Annotated in this window: 17 protein-coding genes; 5 read left to right on the top strand and 12 right to left on the bottom strand. The window is 63.4% G+C overall.

Annotated features, from left to right (window positions below):
• Positions 1–62: 62 nt before the first annotated feature.
• The 12 genes from L858_RS0112635 to L858_RS0112690 form a co-directional block, all read right to left on the bottom strand.
• Positions 63–830: an SDR family NAD(P)-dependent oxidoreductase gene (locus L858_RS0112635; protein ID WP_022683517.1), complete on the bottom strand. Its 768-nt coding sequence runs from the start codon at positions 828–830 to the stop codon at positions 63–65.
• 91 nt (positions 831–921) lie between these two features.
• Positions 922–1,956: a zinc-dependent alcohol dehydrogenase family protein gene (locus L858_RS0112640; RefSeq protein WP_022683518.1), complete on the bottom strand. Its 1,035-nt coding sequence runs from the start codon at positions 1,954–1,956 to the stop codon at positions 922–924.
• Between the two features lie 3 nt (positions 1,957–1,959).
• Positions 1,960–2,382: a (R)-mandelonitrile lyase gene (locus L858_RS0112645; RefSeq protein ID WP_022683519.1), complete on the bottom strand. Its 423-nt coding sequence runs from the start codon at positions 2,380–2,382 to the stop codon at positions 1,960–1,962.
• 106 nt (positions 2,383–2,488) lie between these two features.
• Complete coding sequence (locus tag L858_RS0112650) at positions 2,489–3,580, bottom strand: alpha/beta hydrolase (RefSeq protein ID WP_022683520.1); 1,092 nt, start codon at positions 3,578–3,580, stop codon at positions 2,489–2,491.
• Positions 3,577–4,806 carry an MFS transporter gene (locus L858_RS0112655; RefSeq protein WP_022683521.1) on the bottom strand — a complete coding sequence of 410 codons (1,230 nt, stop codon included), beginning with the start codon at positions 4,804–4,806 and terminating at the stop codon, positions 3,577–3,579. Before L858_RS0112655 ends, L858_RS0112650 begins: the two co-directional genes overlap by 4 nt.
• A 195-nt stretch (positions 4,807–5,001) precedes the next feature.
• The gene (locus tag L858_RS0112660; RefSeq protein WP_022683522.1) at positions 5,002–6,078 is read right to left on the bottom strand and encodes a tartrate dehydrogenase; all 1,077 of its coding nucleotides are present in this window, start codon (positions 6,076–6,078) and stop codon (positions 5,002–5,004) included.
• Between the two features lie 28 nt (positions 6,079–6,106).
• Entirely contained in the window at positions 6,107–7,576 is a 1,470-nt protein-coding gene (locus L858_RS0112665) for an NAD-dependent succinate-semialdehyde dehydrogenase (protein ID WP_022683523.1), read from the bottom strand.
• 260 nt (positions 7,577–7,836) lie between these two features.
• Positions 7,837–10,047, bottom strand: coding sequence for a TonB-dependent receptor (locus tag L858_RS0112670; RefSeq protein ID WP_022683524.1), 2,211 nt, complete (start codon positions 10,045–10,047; stop codon positions 7,837–7,839).
• Positions 10,048–10,511: 464 nt separating this feature from the next.
• The gene (locus L858_RS0112675; RefSeq protein ID WP_022683525.1) at positions 10,512–11,495 is read right to left on the bottom strand and encodes a ketopantoate reductase family protein; all 984 of its coding nucleotides are present in this window, start codon (positions 11,493–11,495) and stop codon (positions 10,512–10,514) included.
• A 55-nt stretch (positions 11,496–11,550) separates the two neighbouring features.
• The gene (locus L858_RS0112680) at positions 11,551–12,978 is read right to left on the bottom strand and encodes an aldehyde dehydrogenase family protein (RefSeq protein WP_022683526.1); all 1,428 of its coding nucleotides are present in this window, start codon (positions 12,976–12,978) and stop codon (positions 11,551–11,553) included.
• A gap of 44 nt (positions 12,979–13,022) precedes the next feature.
• Complete coding sequence (locus L858_RS0112685) at positions 13,023–13,853, bottom strand: SDR family NAD(P)-dependent oxidoreductase (RefSeq protein WP_028056086.1); 831 nt, start codon at positions 13,851–13,853, stop codon at positions 13,023–13,025.
• 126 nt (positions 13,854–13,979) lie between these two features.
• Positions 13,980–14,735, bottom strand: coding sequence for an HpcH/HpaI aldolase family protein (locus tag L858_RS0112690; RefSeq protein ID WP_202951360.1), 756 nt, complete (start codon positions 14,733–14,735; stop codon positions 13,980–13,982).
• Positions 14,736–15,037: 302 nt separating this feature from the next.
• Between L858_RS0112690 and L858_RS0112695 the strand changes: the two genes are divergently transcribed.
• From L858_RS0112695 to L858_RS0112715, 5 genes are all read left to right on the top strand, one after another.
• Complete coding sequence (locus tag L858_RS0112695; RefSeq protein ID WP_022683529.1) at positions 15,038–15,877, top strand: hypothetical protein; 840 nt, start codon at positions 15,038–15,040, stop codon at positions 15,875–15,877.
• Positions 15,878–16,111: 234 nt separating this feature from the next.
• Positions 16,112–17,509, top strand: coding sequence for an MFS transporter (locus tag L858_RS0112700; protein WP_022683530.1), 1,398 nt, complete (start codon positions 16,112–16,114; stop codon positions 17,507–17,509).
• A gap of 76 nt (positions 17,510–17,585) precedes the next feature.
• Complete coding sequence (locus tag L858_RS0112705) at positions 17,586–18,605, top strand: zinc-dependent alcohol dehydrogenase family protein (protein WP_022683531.1); 1,020 nt, start codon at positions 17,586–17,588, stop codon at positions 18,603–18,605.
• A gap of 54 nt (positions 18,606–18,659) precedes the next feature.
• On the top strand, positions 18,660–18,872 hold the full coding sequence (locus L858_RS0112710) for a hypothetical protein (RefSeq protein ID WP_022683532.1): 213 nt from the start codon (positions 18,660–18,662) through the stop codon (positions 18,870–18,872).
• Between the two features lie 19 nt (positions 18,873–18,891).
• Complete coding sequence (locus tag L858_RS0112715) at positions 18,892–20,391, top strand: aldehyde dehydrogenase family protein (RefSeq protein WP_022683533.1); 1,500 nt, start codon at positions 18,892–18,894, stop codon at positions 20,389–20,391.
• Positions 20,392–20,445 lie beyond the last annotated feature (54 nt).

Here is a 20,445-nt window from a genome sequence, read left to right on the forward strand (position 1 = left end):
AAATAATACATCGCCTCGTCGGGAGGGGACGCACGGCGTTCATGATATGCGACCGCTCGTCGTCAATTGGCGGTGAAGCCGCCGTCGACCGGCAGCGCTACGCCGTGGACGAAGCTGGCGCCGGAGCTGGAGAGCCACATCACAGCCGCCGCTACCTCTTCCGGTTCACCAAGGCGGCCGATGACCTGGAGACGCATGATGTCATCCATCGCTTCGGGTTGGGTTGCCAGCATGCTCGCGACCATGGGCGTGTTGATGGTCGAAGGGCAGACCGCATTTATCCGGATGCCCTGTTTCGCATAGCGCAGCGCGGCGCTTTTGGTCAGGCCCACGACGCCGTGCTTGGTGGCGTTATAGGCGGCGAGGTCAAGGTTCCCAACAAGGCCGCCTGCCGAGGCCATGTTGACGATCGTGCCGCTTTTCTGCGTGCGCATCTGCTTGAGCTCATGCTTCATGCAGGCCCAAAGGCCGCGCAGGTTGATCGCGGCGACGCGGTCGAAGTCGGCGGCATCCTGGTCCGCGAGGTCGACCGCCGGCGCCTGCACGCCGGCATTGTTGAACGCCATGTCGAGCCTGCCGAATTCCGCCGCAGTCCGGCCGATCGCGTCAGCAACCTGGGTTTCATCGCTGACGTCGCAGGCGATACCGACCGCCTTGCCGCCATCGGCAACGATCCGATCGGCCTCGGCGGCGACCTTCGCTGCCTGCACGTCAGTCAACACCACGGCGGCACCCGCCCGGGCATAGGCTTGCGCGGCGGCAAGACCCATGCCCTGGCTGGCGCCCGTCACGAACGCGACCTTGCCCTTGAAATCATAGGTGGGGTTCATCGCATTTACTCCTGATCGTCGGACGGGCGCCGGCATCTCGGCCCTATCGACTGGATGTGAGGAGCGGCTTTATTGGCTGCCCTCGGCTGGGTCAGGGACGGATCAGTACCTTGAGTGCCTCACGCTCATTCATCGCGCGATAGCCATCCGGCACGCCGTCGAGGTCGACCGTACGGTCGAACACAAGGCCGGGCTCTATGCGGCCGTCCAGGATGTCGGGCAGCAGTTCGTCGATATATGCTCGTACGGGCGCGGGCCCACCAGCGACGATCACATTCTGGTAGAAGGCGGGGCGGGTGTTGGGTACCGCGTCATAATGCGGAAGTCCGACGCGTCCAATGGCGCCACCTGCCCGCACGATGCCGAGCGAAGTCACAATCGCAGGCTCCGATCCGACGCATTCCAGCACGGACTGGACGCCATAGCCGCCGGTCAGTTCGCGAACCCGCGCGATCGCTTCGTCGCCGCGTTCGCTCACCACATCGGTCGCGCCGAAGCGCCGCGCAAGGTCGATCCTGTCCTGATGCCGGCCCATGATGATGATCTGTTCGGCCCCTATCCGCTTGGCCGCAATCACGCCGCACAGGCCCACCGCGCCATCACCCACGATCGCGACGCTGCCGCCGCGACGGACGCGGGCGGTCACTGCCGCATGGTGTCCGGTGCCCATCACATCGGAAAGGGTTAGGAGCGACGGCATGAGCGCGTCGTCCTCGCCGATGTCGAGGGGGTAAAGCGTGCCGTCGGCGTTGGGAATGCGCAGCGCCTCGGCCTGGGCTCCGCCAAGCCCGGTGCCGCTGCCGAAGAAGTTCACCTGGACACAGGCGGTCTGAAGACCCTCTTCGCAAAACAGGCAGGTGCCGTCGGAATCCGCGAAGGGCATGATAACGACTTGCCCAGGTTTGATCCGCTGGACGTCGCTGCCGACGTCAAGGACGACGCCGACCGCTTCATGGCCCATGCACTGATGAGCCACGTTCGGACCGTCATTATAGGGCCACAGGTCGCTGCCGCAGATACAGGCGCGCGTGATCCGGATGACGGCATCGGTGGGCTGTTCGATCGTGGCGTCCGGGACATTCTCGATCCGAACGTCCCGTGCGCCGGGCATGGTGGTCGCGCGCATGCTTTATCTCCCCGAATTCAAAGCCGAAGGGCCGGCAAGATATTCCTCGTCGGTGACATGGTCCAGCCAGGTGACGGGCGAGCCGTCCTTGCTTTCCTGGATCGCGATATGGGTCATGCCCGTCGTTGGCGTGGCGCCGTGCCAGTGCTTCTTGTCCTTGGGACACCAGATCTGGTCGCCGGCACGGAACTCGTGAATCTCGCCGCCCTCGACCTGTGTCCAGCCGATCCCCTCCGTCACGATCAGCGTCTGGCCGAGCGGGTGCCTGTGCCAGGCAGTGCGGGCGCCTGGCTCGAAATGGACGATGGCGCCCCCCACGCGGGACGGCTCGTGGCGCTGGAACTGGCCCGTGATAGTGACCTTACCCGTGAAGAACTCGGCCGGGCCGTCAATGGTTTTCAGGTCAGCCTTGCGTGTGATTTCCATGATTGGAACTCCTTGTGCTGGAGGGGAGCCGTCCGGCTTCGCGCTCGCCGTTGTCGAGCCGAGGAGCCAGAGAGTGAGTGCGATGACGCGATGCGGTCTCATCGCATCATACCAGATGCCGGCGGAAGAAGCCGTCGAGCTTGTCCCAGGGTATGAGGTCGACGCGGTCGTACAGATCGACATGTCCTGCACCCTTTACCCAGGCGAGTTCCTTTGGTTCGGCGGCTCTCGCAAATGCGTCCTCGCTGAACTCCCGGCTGTGGGCCTCGTTCCCGGCGATGAAGAGCATGGGCCGGGGCGAGATCGTATCGATATCGTTGAACGGATAGAAGTTCATGAACTTGACGTTGCTCGTCAGCGTCGGGTGGGTCGTCGTAAGCGGCGAACCGTTCTTCGGAGTGAACTCGCCGCGTGGCGTCCGGTAGAAATCGTAAAACTCACGCTGGATCGGGTCTGTCTGCGGGGTCAGTTCATGCGTGCAGCCGCCGGTATATCCGATCCTACCACCGGCGAATTCGACGTCCCGCTGGTTGGCGGCGGCGGCTATGAACGACTTGCGCTGATCGACTGACACGCCCTTGCCCAAGCCGCTACGGTTGGCCGCGCCCATGTCGTACATGCTCACTGTCGCGATCGCCCGAAGCCGAGGATCGATCTTGGCGGCGCTGATCGCGAAGCTGCCGCTGCCGCAGATGCCGATAACGCCGATAGCATCCTTGTCCACCAGCGGCTGGGTGCCGAGAAAGTCGGCCGCGGCGCTGAATGCTTCCGCATACATGTCGGGCGATACCGCATTGCGGGGCGCGCCCTCGCTTTCGCCCCAGAATGGCAGATCGATCGAGAGCGTGATGAAACCGCGCTCCGCCATCTTGGTCGCATAGAGATTGGCGCTCTGCTCCTTCACCGCGCCCATGGGATGGCCAACGATGATGGCGGGATGCCGAGTGCCGCGCGCAACCGTTTTGGGCGCGAACAGGTTGCCGGCGATTTTCATCCGGAACTGGTCGCTGAAGGTGACCTTGTCGATTGTCACCTTGTCGCTGACATAGAAATTGTCTGCATCTTTGATCATGGTTCTTGCCTCTGCGATTGGGGAGGTGAGGATGGGCAGGCAGAGTGCCGTGACACCTGCTCCGCGCAGCATCGTGCGACGATCGAGCTCCAGCGCGCTCCGGTGAGTGGCGTTGGCGGTGATCATGCCGTTGCTCCTGCCAATGTGTTCTTCATCGCCCGCCTTGCGCTCGTCGCTCCCACCAGGGCTGATGCGCCGAGCAGGACGGCAGCAGCGATGAAGGTAGCGCGGTAGCCGCCCGTGTCGAACAGCAGGCCGCCGCCCGCTGCGCCCAAGGTGATCGCGAGCTGGATGACCGCGACCATCAGTCCGCCGCCGGCCTCCGCATCATCGGGCAAGGCGCGGCTGAGCCAGGTCCACCAGGCGACCGGCACGGCGGTTCCGATCATGCCCCAGGCGGCGAGCAGCAGGGCGGTGGCTGTGGGAACGGTGCCGAGCAGTGTGAGCGCAAGCGCGATACCCGCCATCAGGAGCGGCGTGAGCATGAGGATGGCGGCAAGACTGGCAGCGATGGCGCGACCGATCAGCCACGTCCCCAACAATCCCGCCCCGCCCATCATGAACAATATCAGCGAGAGAAGCGAGACGCTCAGGCCGGTGGTGCCTTCGAGAAACGGCCGGAGATAGGTGAACAGGGCGAACTGGCCCATGAACAGCAGCGCGACTGCCAGCATTCCGCCGCGAGTCACCGGGCGGGCCAGCAGACCGAGCGCGTTGGCGTCCGACCCATTGCGATCGGAGGGCATTGCCGGCAGCGTCAGCCATTGCCATGCAAAGGTGACGGCAGCGAGCGGAACGACGGCGAAGAAGGCGCCCCGCCACCCGATAAATTGGCCGAGGAAGCTGCCGAGCGGCGCCGCGATCGTCGTCGCAAGCGCGTTTCCGCCATTAAGCATTGCAAGTGCGCGCGGCACCTGATCCTCTGGCACGAGGCGCATGACCGTGGCGGCAGACATCGACCAGAAGCCCCCGATCACGACGCCAATCAGGGCGCGACCGATCATCAGCACAGTGTAACTGGGGGCAAGCGCTACGGTGACGCCCGATGCCAGCATCAATGCTGTAAGGCCAAGCAGCAGGCGGCGGCGGTCGATCCCGCGGGCGATCGTGGCGATCGACAGGCTGGCGATGACGGCGAACAGCCCGGAGATGGAGATGGCCTGCCCGGCCGCGCCCTCGCTAAGATGGAGGTCCGACGCAATCGGGGTCAGGATACTGATCGGCATGAACTCCGATGCGATCAGTGTTGAAACGCAAAGTGTCAGGGCGAAAACGGCGCTCCAGCCCGAGCGCGGCTCAACATCCATCTCTGTGGAGGTCGGCGGTTCCGAGATGCCGGCGGTGTGAGCCATGTACGAGCCTCAATGTCAAATGATCCCACGACATCAGTCGCGGTCGAGATCTCGCATATAGCCGAAGCTTTCAGGCGAAATTAGTCCTTCACGGATTGATGCGTCGTTGAGCTGTGCTCAACACACTTGGTGGAACGATCAGCGTGCGGGCGATGGCAGGGCATTATGCGACTACATATTGCCCTGCCAAAGCCATCACCGCACGGCGGCTGCAATTGCGGCGGCGCATTCTTCCGTATTGGCAGTGCCGCCCAGATCGCGCGTGCGCAGATTGTCCTGAGCCAGCACCTCCTCGATCGCAGACACGACCGCCGCGGCGGCATCGGTTTCGCCCAGATGGTCGAGCATCATGGCGCCGCACCAGATCTGACCTACCGGATTGGCGATGCCCTTGCCGGCGATGTCGGGAGCCGAGCCGTGGACCGGCTCGAACAGGGATGGCTTGGATCGGTCGGGATTGATGTTGCCGCAGGGCGCGATGCCGATCGTGCCGGTGCAGGCTGGGCCTAGGTCGGACAGGATATCGCCGAACAGGTTGGAGGCGACGACGACGTCGAAGCGGTCCGGGTTCATCACGAACTGCGCGGCGAGAATGTCGATATGATATTTGTCCGAGCGGACCTCGGGATAATTTTTCGCCATTTCCTCGACTCGGCCATCCCACCAGGGCATGGTAATGGCGATACCGTTGGACTTGGTGGCCGAAGTGATGTGCTTCTTCGGACGCGCCTGGGCGAGATCAAAGGCATATTTCAGGAGGCGGTCGGTGCCGAAGCGCGTCATCACCGTCTCCTGCAGCACGATCTCGCGGTCGGTGCCGGGGAAGGAGATGCCGCCGATAGCCGAATATTCGCCCTCGGTATTCTCGCGCACGATCATCATGTCGATGTCGCCGGGCTTGCGGCCCGCCAGCGGGCAGGGGACGCCCGGCATCAGGCGAACCGGGCGCAGGTTGACATATTGGTCATATTCGCGGCGGAACTGGATCAGCGAGCCCCAGAGCGAGATATGGTCGGGCACGGTGTCGGGCCAGCCGACCGCGCCGAAATAAATGGCGTCGGCGTCGCCGATCTGCGCCTTCCAATCATCAGGCATCATCTGACCATGTTCGGCATAATATTCGCAGCAGGCGAAATCATGCCATTGCTGCTCGATGGTAAAGCCATAAGCGGCGGCGGCGGCTTCCAGCACCTGGATGCCGCCGGGCACGACTTCCTTGCCGATACCATCGCCGGGAATGACGGCGATGCGATAGCTTTTCTTCTCACTCATCCTATGTTCCTTGTGGATATGATCTGCGTCAGGCGGGCTTCAGGCCGGCCCAGTGGAATGCCTTGGTTTCGAGATATTCCTCGATCCCCTCGCGCCCGCCTTCGCGGCCGAGGCCGGAATGCTTGACGCCCCCGAACGGCGCCATCTCCATCGCGATGCTGCCGGTGTTGAGCCCGACCATGCCGAAGTCGAGCGCCTCTCCCACCCGCCAGGCGCGGTGGAGGTCGTCCGTGTAGAAATAGGCGGCAAGGCCAAACGGCGTCCCATTGGCGAGCGCGACCGCATCCTGCTCCTCCTCGAAGCGGAAGACCGGAGCGACCGGGCCGAACGTCTCCTCGCTCGCCAGCAGCATGTCGGGCGTGGCGCCGGTGATGAGCACCGGCTGAGTGTAGCTGTCGCCCGGCACCTCAGCGGCGGCGGCGACGCGGGCGCCCTTGCCGACGGCGTCAGCGACATGCTGCGCCACCTTGTCCCGCGCCGCCTGGTTGATGAGGGGGCCGATGCCGACGCCGGGCGCGACGCCTGGTCCGACCTTCAGCGCGGCGATCGCGATCCCCAGCTTCTCGACGAAGCGGTCGTGGATGCCCGATTGCACGAAGATGCGGTTGGCGCAGACGCAGGTCTGGCCGGCGTTGCGGAACTTGCTCGACATGACGCCGTCGACGGCCAGGTCGACATCGGCGTCGTCAAAGACGATGAAGGGCGCATTGCCGCCCAGTTCCAGGCTGAGCTTCTTGATCGTGTCCGCACATTGCCGCATCAGCAGGGCGCCGACGCGCGTCGAGCCGGTGAAGGTCAGCTTGCGCACGATCGGACTCTGCGTCAGTTCCTGCCCGATTTCCTCCGGCCGCCCCGTGACGGTGTTCAGCACGCCCGCCGGAACACCCGCCCGCTCGGCCAGCAGCCCCAGTGCAAGAGCGGTGAAGGGCGTCAGGTCCGAAGGCTTGACGACGATCGTGCAGCCTGCGGCGAGGGCGGGTGCAACCTTCCGCGTGATCATCGCCGCCGGGAAGTTCCAGGGGGTGATCGCCGCGCACACGCCGACCGGCTCTCTGCGCACCATGATCCGGCGATCAGCCGTCGGGGCGGGAATGTCATGACCGCTGACGCGCCGGCCTTCCTCCGCGAACCATTTGATGAAGGTGGCGGCGTAGCGGATCTCGCCTGCTGCCTCGTCCAGGGGCTTGCCCTGCTCGGCGGTCATGATGCGGGCGAGGTCGTCCACATTGGCGAGCACCAGATCATGCCAGCGCTCGATGATGGCGGCGCGTTCCCCCGCGGTGCGGGCGCGCCAGGCAGGGAGCGCCGCAGCCGCCGCGTCGATGGCGCGCCGGGTGTCGGCGGCGCCGCAATCGGGGACGGTGCCAATTGTTTTCCCGCTGGCCGGGTCGGTCACGATAAGCGTCGCGCCGCTCTGCGCCGCGACCCACTCGCCCGCGATCTGCGCCCGTTCGATGAGGAGCGCAGGGTCCACAAGATCGGAAGCGGAAAGAATCACCGGAGAATGTCCGCCTGGCACTATCTTGTTTTCCCTATCGCTGGCGGTACGCGGCCGCCCAGTTGCTGTATCGAGATGAGATGGGGTGTTACCGGCACCTGGGGCAACCCTGATCGAAGGTCGGGGATGTAGGGGTATAAGGCCCCGTTATCCCCCGACCCCGGCAGCGGCTGAACGCGAAAACCCGGCGGCGCCTATCCTCAAAGGAGCAACACCGCCGGGTTCACGTTCATGTCATGGAGCGATCGGCTCCGAAGGCATCAGAACTTATATTTGGCCGAGACACCGTAGGTGATGGGCGGATTGTCATAAGTCGTGATGTATCCCAGCGGCGACGATGCGGTCGAGTAGGAGATCACCTTGTTGTTCAGCAGGTTGCGGACGAAGACGCCGATTGTGAAATCATCGTCGGGAAGCGTCCAGTTCGCGGCAAGGTTGATGTTCGTATAGCCCTTCTGCTTGACTACATTGTCCGGGTCGAAGGCGTAGTTGCCATTATAGGCGACGGCCGCGTTCAGGTTGATCTCACCGAAGGACACTTGCTTCGTATAGTCGAGCGCGGCGTTCGCCACGAACTTCTGCGAAAGCGGCAGGCGATTGCCGCTGACGTCGCCAAAGCGCGTGCCGATGCCTCCCGTCGGCTGCGTGAAGCTGATGACCGCGCCCGGATAGCTGGTGAACTCCGCGTGCAGCACCTCGGCGCTGCCCATGAAGCGCAGTTCCGGCGTGAGCTGCGCCTCGAAGTCCATGTCCACGCCGTACAGTTCCGCCTTGGCGCCGTTCGTGATGACCGGTGCCGCCGCGCTCAGCTGGAGGACCTGGAGATTGTCGTACTTATAGTAGAAGCCGGCGATGTTCAGGCGCAGCTTACGATCCAGCAGCGTGGTCTTCAGGCCCGCTTCATAGGCGTCCAGCCGCTCGGGCTTGTAGGGCGGGTTCGCAGGGTTGGCGAGGTTGAAGCCGCCGCTCTTGAAGCCGCGGTTCCACGACACATAGCCCAGAATATCGTCGCTGAACTTGTGATCGAGGGCGATACGCCATGTCGGCCGCTTGGCGGTGATCGACGCGCCGTCGACCGCCGGGATGCTGTTCGGGACGAAAGTGCCGTCCGCGCGGGTCGAAGGCCAGCGGGAGTCGAGCGAGCGCTTTTCATAGGTCCAGCGCGCGCCAAGGGTCAGCCGCGTTGCAGGCAGGATCTCGAAATCCGCCTGGGCATAGGGCGCGACGGAGTCCACCGTCTCCTTGCTGAAGAGGTCGCGGGTGACATAGGAAGCTGGCGACGTGATGTAGAGCGGCGTCCCGAAGTCGCGGTGCATCGGATCGAGCGCGTTGGTGTAGTGGAAGTAGAAGGCCCCGACCGCCCAGTTGAGCGGGCTGCCTTCGGCAGACGTCAGCTGTACTTCCTGCGAGAAGCTTTCGCCCTTGTTGTGGCTGGTGTCGAGGCGATGACCTGCTGCGCGCGTCATATCGGCATCGATGATGTAGCCGGTGGTGAACTTGCGATAGGCGGTGATGCTCTGAAACTTGCCGAAACCAAATTCATGGTTGATCGTCAGGCTCGCGCCTCCGCCATCATAGCGGTTCAGGGAATCGACATTGTTGTAGCTGTCATGCACGCCTGGCGGCTGGACATAGGGGACCAGCGGGTTGACGGTCGTGCCAGGGAAGGCACGGAAATAGGCGCCCAGATTGTCCCTGCGCGACGTATAGTCGCCGATCAGCGTAATGTCGGTATTGTCGCCGGGCTCGAACAGCAGTTTGCCACGGATCGCCGCGATATGGTCGATCTTGTAGGTGTCCTTGCCGGTGGTGTAGTTCTTGCCCCAGCCTTCGCCCTGCGTGGTGTAGTTGCCGGAAAGGCTGAAGGCGAGCGTGTCGCTGAGCGGCCCGGTGATGTAGGCGCCGGTGCGCAGCGTCGCATATTGATCGACATTGGCGTTCACCTCGCCACTCCAGCTATGGGAGGGCGCGCGGGTGGTGATCTGGATAACGCCGGCGGTCGCGTTGCGGCCGAACAGGGTGCCCTGCGGACCCTTGAGCACGGCAACCTGCTCGATATCGTTCAGTTCGCGGCGGGCGTCGCTCTGGTTCGCATAATAGACGCCGTCGATATAGAGGGCGACCGCGTTCTCGACGTTGGAGGTCGAGGTGCCAACGCCACGAATGGAGGGCTGAAACTGCGAGCTGGTGGTCTTGATGTTGACGCCTGCGAAGGTCGTCTTGAGGTCCTCGGTCGTGACCACCCCGGCCTTGGCGAGGGATTCTCCAAGGACTGCGGAGATGGCGATCGGGACATCTTGAACATTCTGCGCGCGCTTCTGCGCGGTGACGACGATATCCTGCAATCCGCCGGAGGCCTGCGCGTCCTGGGGCGCCTCAGTGGTCTGCGCCATGGCGGGGGCTGACGTCATCAGCATCAGCGAAACTACGCCCAGGCTGGTCATGCCGAAATGCTTGTATGTCTTTTTCATAGTAAACCCCTCCCTTTTTCAGAGCTTATGTGTCCGGGCGAAATATTCATTCTGCCATTCGGCCGGATGTGGCGATCAGAACCGCGAGCCAAGAGACAGCACGGATCATTCCGTGCGACCTTAGCCGTCGGTCCGGCGGTTTATGAGAGCTATGCTCTCGATGTAGAGGCATCCCAAAGGCCGTCGATCACGGCCGTCCGGGCTTTCAGATGAAGGGGAGCGGCGGGATGCTGGCGATATTTCGAACCTTTGGTCGAAGATTGCCCATCCATGCCCGTTTCAACAGGCGGTCGTGCCTGCATGACTACTCTCCACTTCGTCCGGCGTTATTTGTCTTGAGCAAGACCTTATAACAATGATTACAACCGCGATAGATGGGCTGTGACGGCGGTATAACTTCCTATTATATGCCCAGCTCTTGGAAATCGCGGGCGAAGATCTGCCCGCGATTTCAATGCCGTGCCTCAGTCTTTGTACAGTCCTGCCGCGCGGGCGCGCTGAACGGCGAGGCCGACGATAAGGTCGAGCGTCGGCGTCGCTACCCCCGTCATCCGCGCAAGTTCGAGCGGCACGGCCAGCAGCGCATCGACTTCCATCGAGCGGCCGAGCATCAGGTCTTGCAGGATGCTCTGCTTGTGGGTCGAAACCTTGAGCCGCGACAGTCCTTCCTGCGGATCACCGGCGTCGGATCCAAGCGCAGACGCGATAGCCACGCCTTCAAGCGCGATTCGCTCCGCCGCCTGCGCAACCGCCGGGTTCGCCAGCGCTTCGCCCATCGGGGAAGCGGTGAGGATACCGAGCGAGCCGCCGACCAGGTTCATCAGCAGCTTTTCCCAGATGCCGTCACGGATCTTGTCCGTTACTTCGATCTCCAGGCCGCCTGCGGTCAGTGCCGCCGCCAGGGCGTCGAGAACGCTGTCCGCCGCGCCGTCCGGACGGCCAAGGATGATCCGGTTGCGCGGATTGGCCGCCTTGATGATGCCGGGTTCGATGACCGTGCAGGCGGTGTGTGCGACCGCGCCGATCGCCCGTTCAGGGCCGATCTTGTCCCACACTGTCCCATCGGGATCGATCTTCGGTAGCCGGGTTCCGTCGAGCGGCCCGCCCTCCGCATGGAAATACCACCAGGGTATCCCGTTCATGACGAACACGACCGGCGTGTCGGGGCCCAGCAAGGGCGCGATGTTCGCCGCCACCTGCGACAGGGCCGGCGCCTTCACCGTCACGATCACCACGTCCTGCACGCCCAGGGCATGCGGATCGTCGCTCGCGTTCGGATGGGAATGGAGCAGGCCGTCCTTCGTCTGTACGCGAAGGCCCTTCTCCCTGATCGCGGCGAGATGTTCGCCCCGCGCGACAACCGAAACCTCGGCGCCGCCTTCGGCCAGCCGGCCCGCGATGTGCCCGCCGACCGCACCGGCGCCATAGACGCATATCTTCATCTGCATTGACTCCCTTGGCTGCCTGCTACCCAGCTTTTGGCGGCAGGCGCTGGAACATGGTTCAGACCGCGGCTTCGAAGCCGATCATCGCCTTGATTTCCAGATATTCCTCAAGGCCGTGAACACCCATTTCGCGGCCGTTGCCCGATTGTTTGTACCCGCCCATCGGCGCGGCCATGTTGCTGGCCTTGCCGTTCAGGAAGACGCGCCCCGCGCGCAGGCGGCGGCCGATCGCCATGCCCTTCCTCGGATCGTTGGTGAAGACGTACGCGCCAAGCCCATAGGCGGTGTCGTTCGCGATCTGGATCGCCTCCTCGACATCATCGTAGGTGATGACCGCTAGCACCGGGCCGAAGATTTCCTCCTGCGCGATGGTCATGTGGGGCACCACATCGACGAACACGGTCGGGCGGATGAAATAGCCGCGATCCAGGCCCGCCGGGCGGCCGGTGCCGCCGCATAGCAGGCGGGCGCCGCCATCTATGCCTACCTTGATATAGCTGTTGACGCGGTCGAACTGGGCCTTGTTGACGACCGGGCCCATGCTGGTTTCGGGTGACAGCGGGTCCCCGACCACGATTGCATCCACCGCCGCACGAATATGGTCGATCACTTCGGGCAGCTGGTCACGCTGCACCAGCATGCGGCTGGGCGCATGGCAGGACTGGCCCGTATTCTGGAAGGCGCGGGCGATGTTCCACTGCACGGCGGCAGAGAGATCGGCGTCGGGCAGGATGATGTTGGCCGACTTGCCGCCAAGTTCCTGACAAACGCGCTTGACCGTCGGCGCGGCAGCCTGAGCGACCAGCACGCCTGCCCTGGTCGATCCGGTAAAGGAGACGAGATCGATGTCGGGATGCTGGGTGATTGCCGCGCCGACGGTCGGCCCGTCGCCCAGCACGAGGTTGAAGACGCCCTTCGGCACGCCCGCATCGTGCAGCGCTTCGGTCAGCGCGATCGCCGTGATGGAGGTGAATTCGCTTGGCTTCGCCACCACGGTGCAGCCCGCCGCGAGTGCTGCCGAGAGCTTCGTGCAGAGCAGCTGGACCGGCCAGTTCCACGCGGTGATCATGCCGGCCACGCCGATCGGCTCTTTCCGCACGATGTTGCCGCGGACCGACGCTTCGAACGCATAGCTTTCGAGGATGTCCGCCTGTTCGCGGAACACAGCGATCGACCCGTCGACGTGGATCATCGCGTTGACCGGCGTACCCAATTCCTCCGTGACGGCGGCGGCGATCTGCGCGCGGCGGGCTCCGATTGCTTGCGCCACCTTCTCCAGCAGGGCGATCCGCTCTGTGACCGGCGTCTCGCTAAAGGTGGCGAAGGCGGCCCGGGCTGCCTTCACGGCGCGGCCGACATCCTGCGCGCTGCCAAGAGCGATGGTCGCGAACGCCTCTTCCGTCGCCGGGTTGACGACAGTGAAGTCGGTCGCGGACAGGGGATCGACCCATTCGCCGTCGATATAGAATTTGCGATATTCTCTCATCACTGTTCGTCCTTGATCCAAGTTCGCGGCGTCGGCCGATAGCCTCAATGATTGTGCGTCATGCCGCCATCGGCTGCGATGGTCTGTCCGGTGATGAAACCGGCGGCGGGCGTCGCGAAGAACATCACGATGCCGACCAGGTCTTCGGGCATCTGGCCGCGCGGCAGGCACTGTTGCGTCAGCAGGCTGGCGCGGATTTCCTCGGTCGGATTGTGGGTGCGCTCCACCTCCGTGGCGACACCGCCGGGGCGGATGCAGTTGACGGTGATGCCGTGGGGGCCGAGTTCGCGCGCCATAGAGTTCGTCATGCCGATGAGCGCGGACTTGGACGTGACATAGTGAAGATAGTTGGGCACCCCCTTGTTCACCGCATCGGAGGAGATGTTGATGATCCGGCCCCAGCCGGCCTGGCGCATGGCCGGCACGACCGCGCAAGAGGTCAGGAAGACGCCGGTGATGTTGACGCGCATGACCTGCTCCCACTCGCCGAGGGGAATCTGGTCGAAGGGACGTTTGTTCAGAGTGGCGAAGATGGCGGCGTTATTCACCAGCACATCGATACGGCCATAGGCGTCGAGAATCGCCTGCGCCATGGCGTCGACGGATGCCTTGTCCGCAACATCGACTTGCAGCGCCAGTCCCCGGCCGCCCGCCGCGACAATTTCGCCCTCCACCGATCGGGCGGCGGCAAGATTGAGATCGGCGATGGCGACAATGGCACCGGCGGCCGCGAACTGGCGTGACAATTCGCGGCCGATGCCCTGACCACCTCCGGTAATCACGACCACGCGGTCCTGGACGCCGAAATCGCGCGCATGGGCTGGCGCGCCGGAATCGTCGGGAGCGCGGGTAAGCGTGGCAGTCTGAGGGTCCATCATGTCTCTCTTAATGCTTGGCCGGATCGGCTGGGTGAGCCCGATGCGGCGAGATTATTATCATCTGATCGAAGCAATAGATGCTGTTGCGGGTGGCGACCGGCTTTGGTCAGCCCGCCCAGCGCATCATTCCATCTCTTTGCGCTTCTGGGCGGCTGCGCTCGCAAGCAGCGACAGGTCAGCGCCCAGCGACACGAACCGCCCGCCCAGCGTGATATATTTTTTCATCAGATCAGGGCGCGAATTGAGGCCGCCGACGCCGAGGGTCTTGCCGTGCTTCTGGCAGGCCGCGAGTGTGTTGGCATAGGCGTTCTGGATGATGTCATGGTCGAACTGGCCGGTTATGCCGTTCACCGCGCACAGGTCATTCGCGCCCACCAGAAGGATGTCGATGCCCGGTACCGAAGCGATTTCATCCACCGCGGCGAGCCCCTCGTTCGACTCGATCTGCGCGACGATCATCGTCGCATCGTTGATCTGCTCGCGCGTTTCAGCATTGGGCACGGAGCGGAAGAGAAGCTGCGGGGTGACGCCGGGCAGGGAACGCTCGCCCATCGGCCGATATTTGACGGCGTTGACGACCGCCTGCGCATCGGCGGCGGAGCGCAGGTCCGGCACGATGATCCCGACTGCGCCCGCATCTAGCACACGGGTGATGAGGTGGGCATCGACACCCGGTATCCGCACGAAGGGCGCAACGCCCATGTGGAGCGCGGCGATGCTGATCTGGCCCACAGTCTCCAGCGACAGCGCGCTATGTTCCAGGTCGAAGTAGATGGTGTCGAAACCGGCTCCCCGCGCGATCGCGGCAATCTCCACACCACGTACCAGGCGGACCGTCATGGAATAGGCAACCTGACCCTGCGCGATCTTCTCCCGCACGGGATTTTTTAAGCGTCCGCTGGAATCTATCATCTTAAAACGCCACCTCAGTTGCGTTGCGCTTGATGGGCAACAGTTCCTCTCCGCGGTCCGTCACGTCAGCAAAGGCGGAGGGATGCGAATTATTGTTTCTCCCATATACACATGCTGTCCGACACTTCAGGCCGGAATCGTGATCTTCGCAAGCCAGGGTATAGCATCGCATTATACCGCCGAATCTCGGCCCCTATGACGAATAACGACTGCGCGTTAGGCTCATGGGCAAGAGGAATGACCTCCTGATCCTATGGAGAGATTAGATCATGCGCGCATCCAAGCCAGCCGATACCAATGCCGACCAAGTCGGATCCATGCGGGAAGGCGTGCTCACCCAGAAGCATCTGCTGATCGGTGAGGACGGGTCCCCCAACAATTACGACCTGAACACCGGTCTTGCCGGTGCCGGAGGCTGGCGCACGCCGCGCCACCGCCACAATTTCGACCAGATCCGCTATGTGGTCGAGGGCGACTATCCCTATATGGAAGACAAGGTCCTGCCGCAGGGCTGGGTCGCCTATTTCCCGGAAAGCGTCTATTATGGTCCGCAGGATCGGCCCGAAGGTCTGCGCACCATGGTGCTGCAATTCGGCGGCGCCAGCGGCAACGGCTATCTGAGCGTCGAAGGCCGTGAGGCGGCCAATGATGCCTTGAAGCAGAAGGGTGAGTTCAAGAGCGGCAAGTTCATCTACGTCGATGATTCGGGCGAACAGCGCGAGGAGGATGCGTCGGCAGCCTGTTTCGAATATGCCACCGGGCGAAAGCTGGAGTTCGCGGCACCGCGCTATGACGGCGTTATCGTCATGGACCCGTCCGCCTTTGCCTGGCTGCCCGGCGAGGATGCGGGAGTCGAGGAGAAGTGGCTGGGTTCGTTCACGGAGCGCGAGGCCAAGATCGGGTTCATCAAGATCGAAGCGGGTGCCACCTATGTTGCGGGCAAATTGCCGAGCATCGCCATCCTGTTCCAGACGAAGGGCCGGATCACGATCAACGGCGAGGAGTTTACGCAAGGCTCAGCGTTCGAGTTTCTGCCGGGCGAGGAACTGGTTTCCCTCGACGCCGAAACTGAAACCGAGCTGCTGTGCATGACCCTGCACCGTTTCTGACGCGCAGGGCTTGCAAGGATGGGCGGGGTTCTAGGCGCCCATCGATGGAAAAAATGATGTTGCCTGCTGGCCGACGCGCTGACGGCATCTAGGATAGAATGAGAAGGCGGCGGCCGTCAGGCCTGCGACGTCTTCGAGGTGAGAGGAACAGGCAATGCGCCGTCAGCCGAAGTTCACGAGCAGCGATCGATCCATGTCGGTCCTGATGTCCATCTACATTGCAGGCCACGGGAAATGATTGGGGTTGTCAATGCAGGCCAGCGCCTGGACAACTTGGCGCCGGGCCGATTCCACCTTCGGGTCATGTGGCTCGTCGGCCTTGGCATGTTCTTCGACTCGTTCGACAACACGCTCTCCGGCTCGGTCCTCGCGTCGATGCTCAAAAGCGGCTTCTCGACGCTGGAGCTCAACTCGATCTTTCTTTCGGCCACCTTCTTCGGCCTTGCAATCGGCGCGGCCTTCGCGGGATGGCTGAGCGACCGCTTCGGCCGCGGCTTTGCCTTCCAGTTCAATCTCGCGCTATTCGGCATACTCGCGCTTTGTTGTGCGGCGGCTCCGTCCATGCCCTGGTTGATCGCCATTCGCGGCATCATGGGAATCGGCATGGGCGCCGAATATGTGATGTGCTACGGCCTCATCACGGAGTTCATGCCGCCCGCCAAGCGCGGACGCTATCTGGGAATGCTGGGCATTTTCGCCGGGGTCGGCGTGTCGACCACCTCGCTGCTCAGCATGTTCATCATTCCCGCCTTCAGCTGGCGCGCGATGTTCGTGATCGGCGGCATCGGCACGCTGATCGTGTGGTGGTTGCGTCGCAGCCTGCCGGAATCGCCGCGCTGGCTTGAAGCGCAGGGCCGTTATGAGGAGGCCGAAGCCGTGATGCAGCGCATCGAGGCCGAGGCCGGCGTGGTGAGCGCATCCGTACATAAGCCTGCCAAGGCGGCGGTCGCGAACGGCGCCCCCCCGAAATGGGTGCCGATCACCATCCTCTTCTCCCGCACGGTGATCCGCCGCACGCTCCTGGCGGTGATCCTGAACGTGACCTGCCTGTTCGGTTCGTATAGCATCACGGGCTGGATGCCGACATTCTTCGTCAGCCAGGGCATGAGCGTTTCCAAGTCGCTCGGCTTCAATGCCGCGATGATGGCCGGCTATGTCGCGGGTCCGCTGTTCTACACCTTCATCGGCGACCGCATCAGCCGTCGTTGGGCGATCGTCATGTTCGGGACCTTGTCGGCGATCTTCGCCGCCATTTATCCGTTCCTGGCGGATCCGGCCTATATCGTGATCTGCGGCTTCTTCCTGGTGGGGACGGTTGCGTCCTTCCTGGTCACCGGCCTGGGCGCGACACCGGAGTTCTTCCCGACGGAATACCGCTTCCGTGGTGGCGGCGTCGCGCAGACCGCTGGCCGTGTCGGGCTGATCCTCTCGCCCTTCGTCATCCTATGGCTTTTCAACCACTATGGAATTGGCGGCGTGATCGGAGCGATCTCCGGCATGTATGTGGTCGTGACGATCCTGATGGTCGTGGCGGGCATAGATACGGACAAGAAGACGGTCGAGATCTCCGGTGCTGAACTTGATGAGGCTCTTCCCGGCACGTCGGACGGGGTGACTGCCCGCCAAGTATAGGGATGACTTTCGGGTCGCGGTGCGCCTGCTCGCCAATCGACGGGCGCACCACAGGTAATGAACAAGGATATATCAGATGCGTGGCATAGTATTCCTCGGCGACAGCAAGCTCGATGTCGCCACCTTCCCTGATCCCACCCCGGGTCCCGGCGAGGTCGTGCTTGAGATCAAGGCTTCGGGCATGTGCGGAAGCGATCTGCACTTCTATCGCTCCTCCCTGACACCCGAGCAGGCGAGCGTGATCCGCGGTCACGAACCTTGCGGTATCGTCGTCGCCGTCGGGCCGGGCGTGACCGATCCCAACGCGGTCGTCGGCGCGCGGGTGATGCAGCATCACTACCAGGGTTGCTCCGGCTGCTCCGACTGCCATTCGGGATGGCCGCAAATGTGCAGCACGCAGCGTCCGGTCGTGTACGGCACGGATGTCCATGGCGCGCACGCACCCTATATGGTGGTGCCGGCGAACACGCTGGTCCCGCTTGACGAGCGCTTGAGCTTCGAGGCGGGTGCCGCGATCTCCTGCGGCACGGGCACGGCTTGGGGCGCCTTCGATCGGATGGAACTGAGCGGACGGGATACGCTTGCGGTGTTCGGCCAGGGCCCGGTCGGCCTCTCGGCCCTTCTGCTGGCGAAGGCGCAGGGCGCCCGCGTGCTTGCGATCGATATTGACGACAGCCGTCTGGCGGTGGCGAAGCAGATGGGGGCGGACTTCGTCGTCAACTCGCGCGATGGCAATGCGGTCGAGGCGATCAAGGATCTGACCGGCGGGGGCGCGACCAAGGCGCTGGAGACGTCGGGCGCCAAGGCGGCGGGCGACGACGCGTTGCGCTGCGTCCGTCCCTGGGGCACGGTCGGCCTGGTCGGTCTTGGCTCCGACCTCACCTTCTCGCTCAGCGAACTGCTGCGCCGCCAGCTGAAGATCGTGCCGTCTTGGACCATGTCGATCCAGGCGCAGAAGGCCTGCGCCGATTTCGTGATCGAGCGCGGCATCGATCTCGACGCGACCTTCTCCGACCGCTGGTCGATCGATCAGGCGGAGGAGGCCTATGCGAACTTCAACAAGCAGAGTGGTGGAAAGGGCGTGTTCCTGTTCTGACAGAGACAGGAAGCGGCGTGCCGCGCCGTTGTTCACGTCTTCAAGAGGTGTATCATGCGTAACGAAGTTCAGCTCGATCGCGCATTTGTGGAAATGCTGATCCAGCGCCGGTCCTGCGACAATCGCCATCCGCTGATGCAGGCTTTCGGCATCAGCGACAATACCTGGAGAAAGATCAGGGAAGGGAAGCCGATTCGGGCTTCCCTCGCCCAACGACTGATCGAGCGCATGGCGTCGGCGGACATCGACGCGGGCCACATCAATTGAGATTATCTTGGAGAATGACATGAGCCAGACCGCCGTTCAGGCCCCCGGAGGCGACGTTTCGGTCCCCTTCCTGGAGCGCGCCGAGCATGGCCACTTCATCGACGGGCAGATCGTCCTGACCAGCGCGGGACGGACCTTCGACGCACGCAATCCTTCGAACGGCGATCTTCTCGCCCGCGTGGCGCAAGGGGATGAGGCAGACATCGATCGCGCTGTGGCCGCTGCCCGCGCGGCGTTTGAGGGTCCGTGGAGCGAGTGGACGCCCTATCAGCGGCAGGCGCTGCTCTACCGCCTCCACGATGCTATCGACCGGAATTGGGAGGAACTGGCGCGGATCGAGGCCCTTGACATGGGCCAGCCGATCAGCCGCACGCGCATGGGCAAGGCCGCATCGCTGCGCATGATCCTCTTCTTCGCGGCGCAAGCGGCGAATATTGCCGGCGAGACGTTGCAGAACGGCATGCCGGGCGACGTCACGACCATGACGCTGAAGGCGCCGGTCGGCGTGATCGGCGGCATCATCCCCTGGAACGGGCCGCTCGGGAGCCAGTGGTGGATTTTGGGCGCCGTCCTCGCGACCGGCTGCACCGCTGTCCTGAAACCGGCCGAAGAGGCTTCGCTCAGCGTCCTGCGCGTGGCCGAACTGCTGCATGAAACAGGCGTTCCCGCGGGTGTGATCAACGTCGTGGCAGGCCCTGGACGGGTTGTCGGATCGCATCTGGCGGCGCATCCCGACGTCGACCGCATCGCCTTCACCGGATCGACCGAGACGGGCCGCAAGATCATCGAAGCATCGAAGGGCACGATCAAGAAGTTGCAGCTGGAGCTGGGCGGCAAGTCGCCCGACATCATCTTCGCCGACGCCGATCTCGACAAGGCGGTGCCGGGCGCGACGATGGGCGTCTTCGCCAATTCTGGGCAGATATGTTTCGCGGGCACGCGCGTTTTCGTGCAGCGGCCGATCGTGGAAGAATTCTGCAAGCGCGTTGCCGAATTCGTCCAGACGCTGAAGATCGGCGACAGCTTGGACGAGGAGGCGGTCCTTGGCCCGTTGATCTCGCAGAAGCAGCTCGATCAGGTGATGGACTATATAAAGGTCGGGCGGGAGGAAGGTGCGCGGCTGGTGACCGGCGGCGAACGGATCGGCGGCGACCTGTCGGACGGCTTTTTCGTGGCGCCGACGGTGTTCGCGGACGTCCGCAACGACATGCGGATCGCGCAGGAGGAAATCTTCGGACCGGTCATGTCGATCATTCCCTTCGACACGGTCGAAGAGGCCATCGCCCTCGGCAACGACATTGAATATGGGCTGGGCGGCGCGGTCTGGAGTCGGGACATCTCCACGGCGCTGAAGGTGGTGAAGGGCATCCACACCGGCACGATGTGGGTTAACTGCTATGGCCTCATCGATCCGCTGGTCGGCTTCGGCGGGACCAAGCTGAGCGGCTATGGCGCGAAGGGCGGGAAGGCCCATTTGGATACTTACCTCTACACGAAATGCGTCTACATCAACGGCTGATCGATTCCGGCGAAGTAAATGTGCAGATGGCGATGGCCGCCACAATCAAGGAAG

The organism is Sphingobium bisphenolivorans (assembly GCF_000412635.1).
In the GTDB taxonomy this organism is placed as follows: Bacteria; Pseudomonadota; Alphaproteobacteria; order Sphingomonadales; family Sphingomonadaceae; genus Sphingobium; species Sphingobium bisphenolivorans.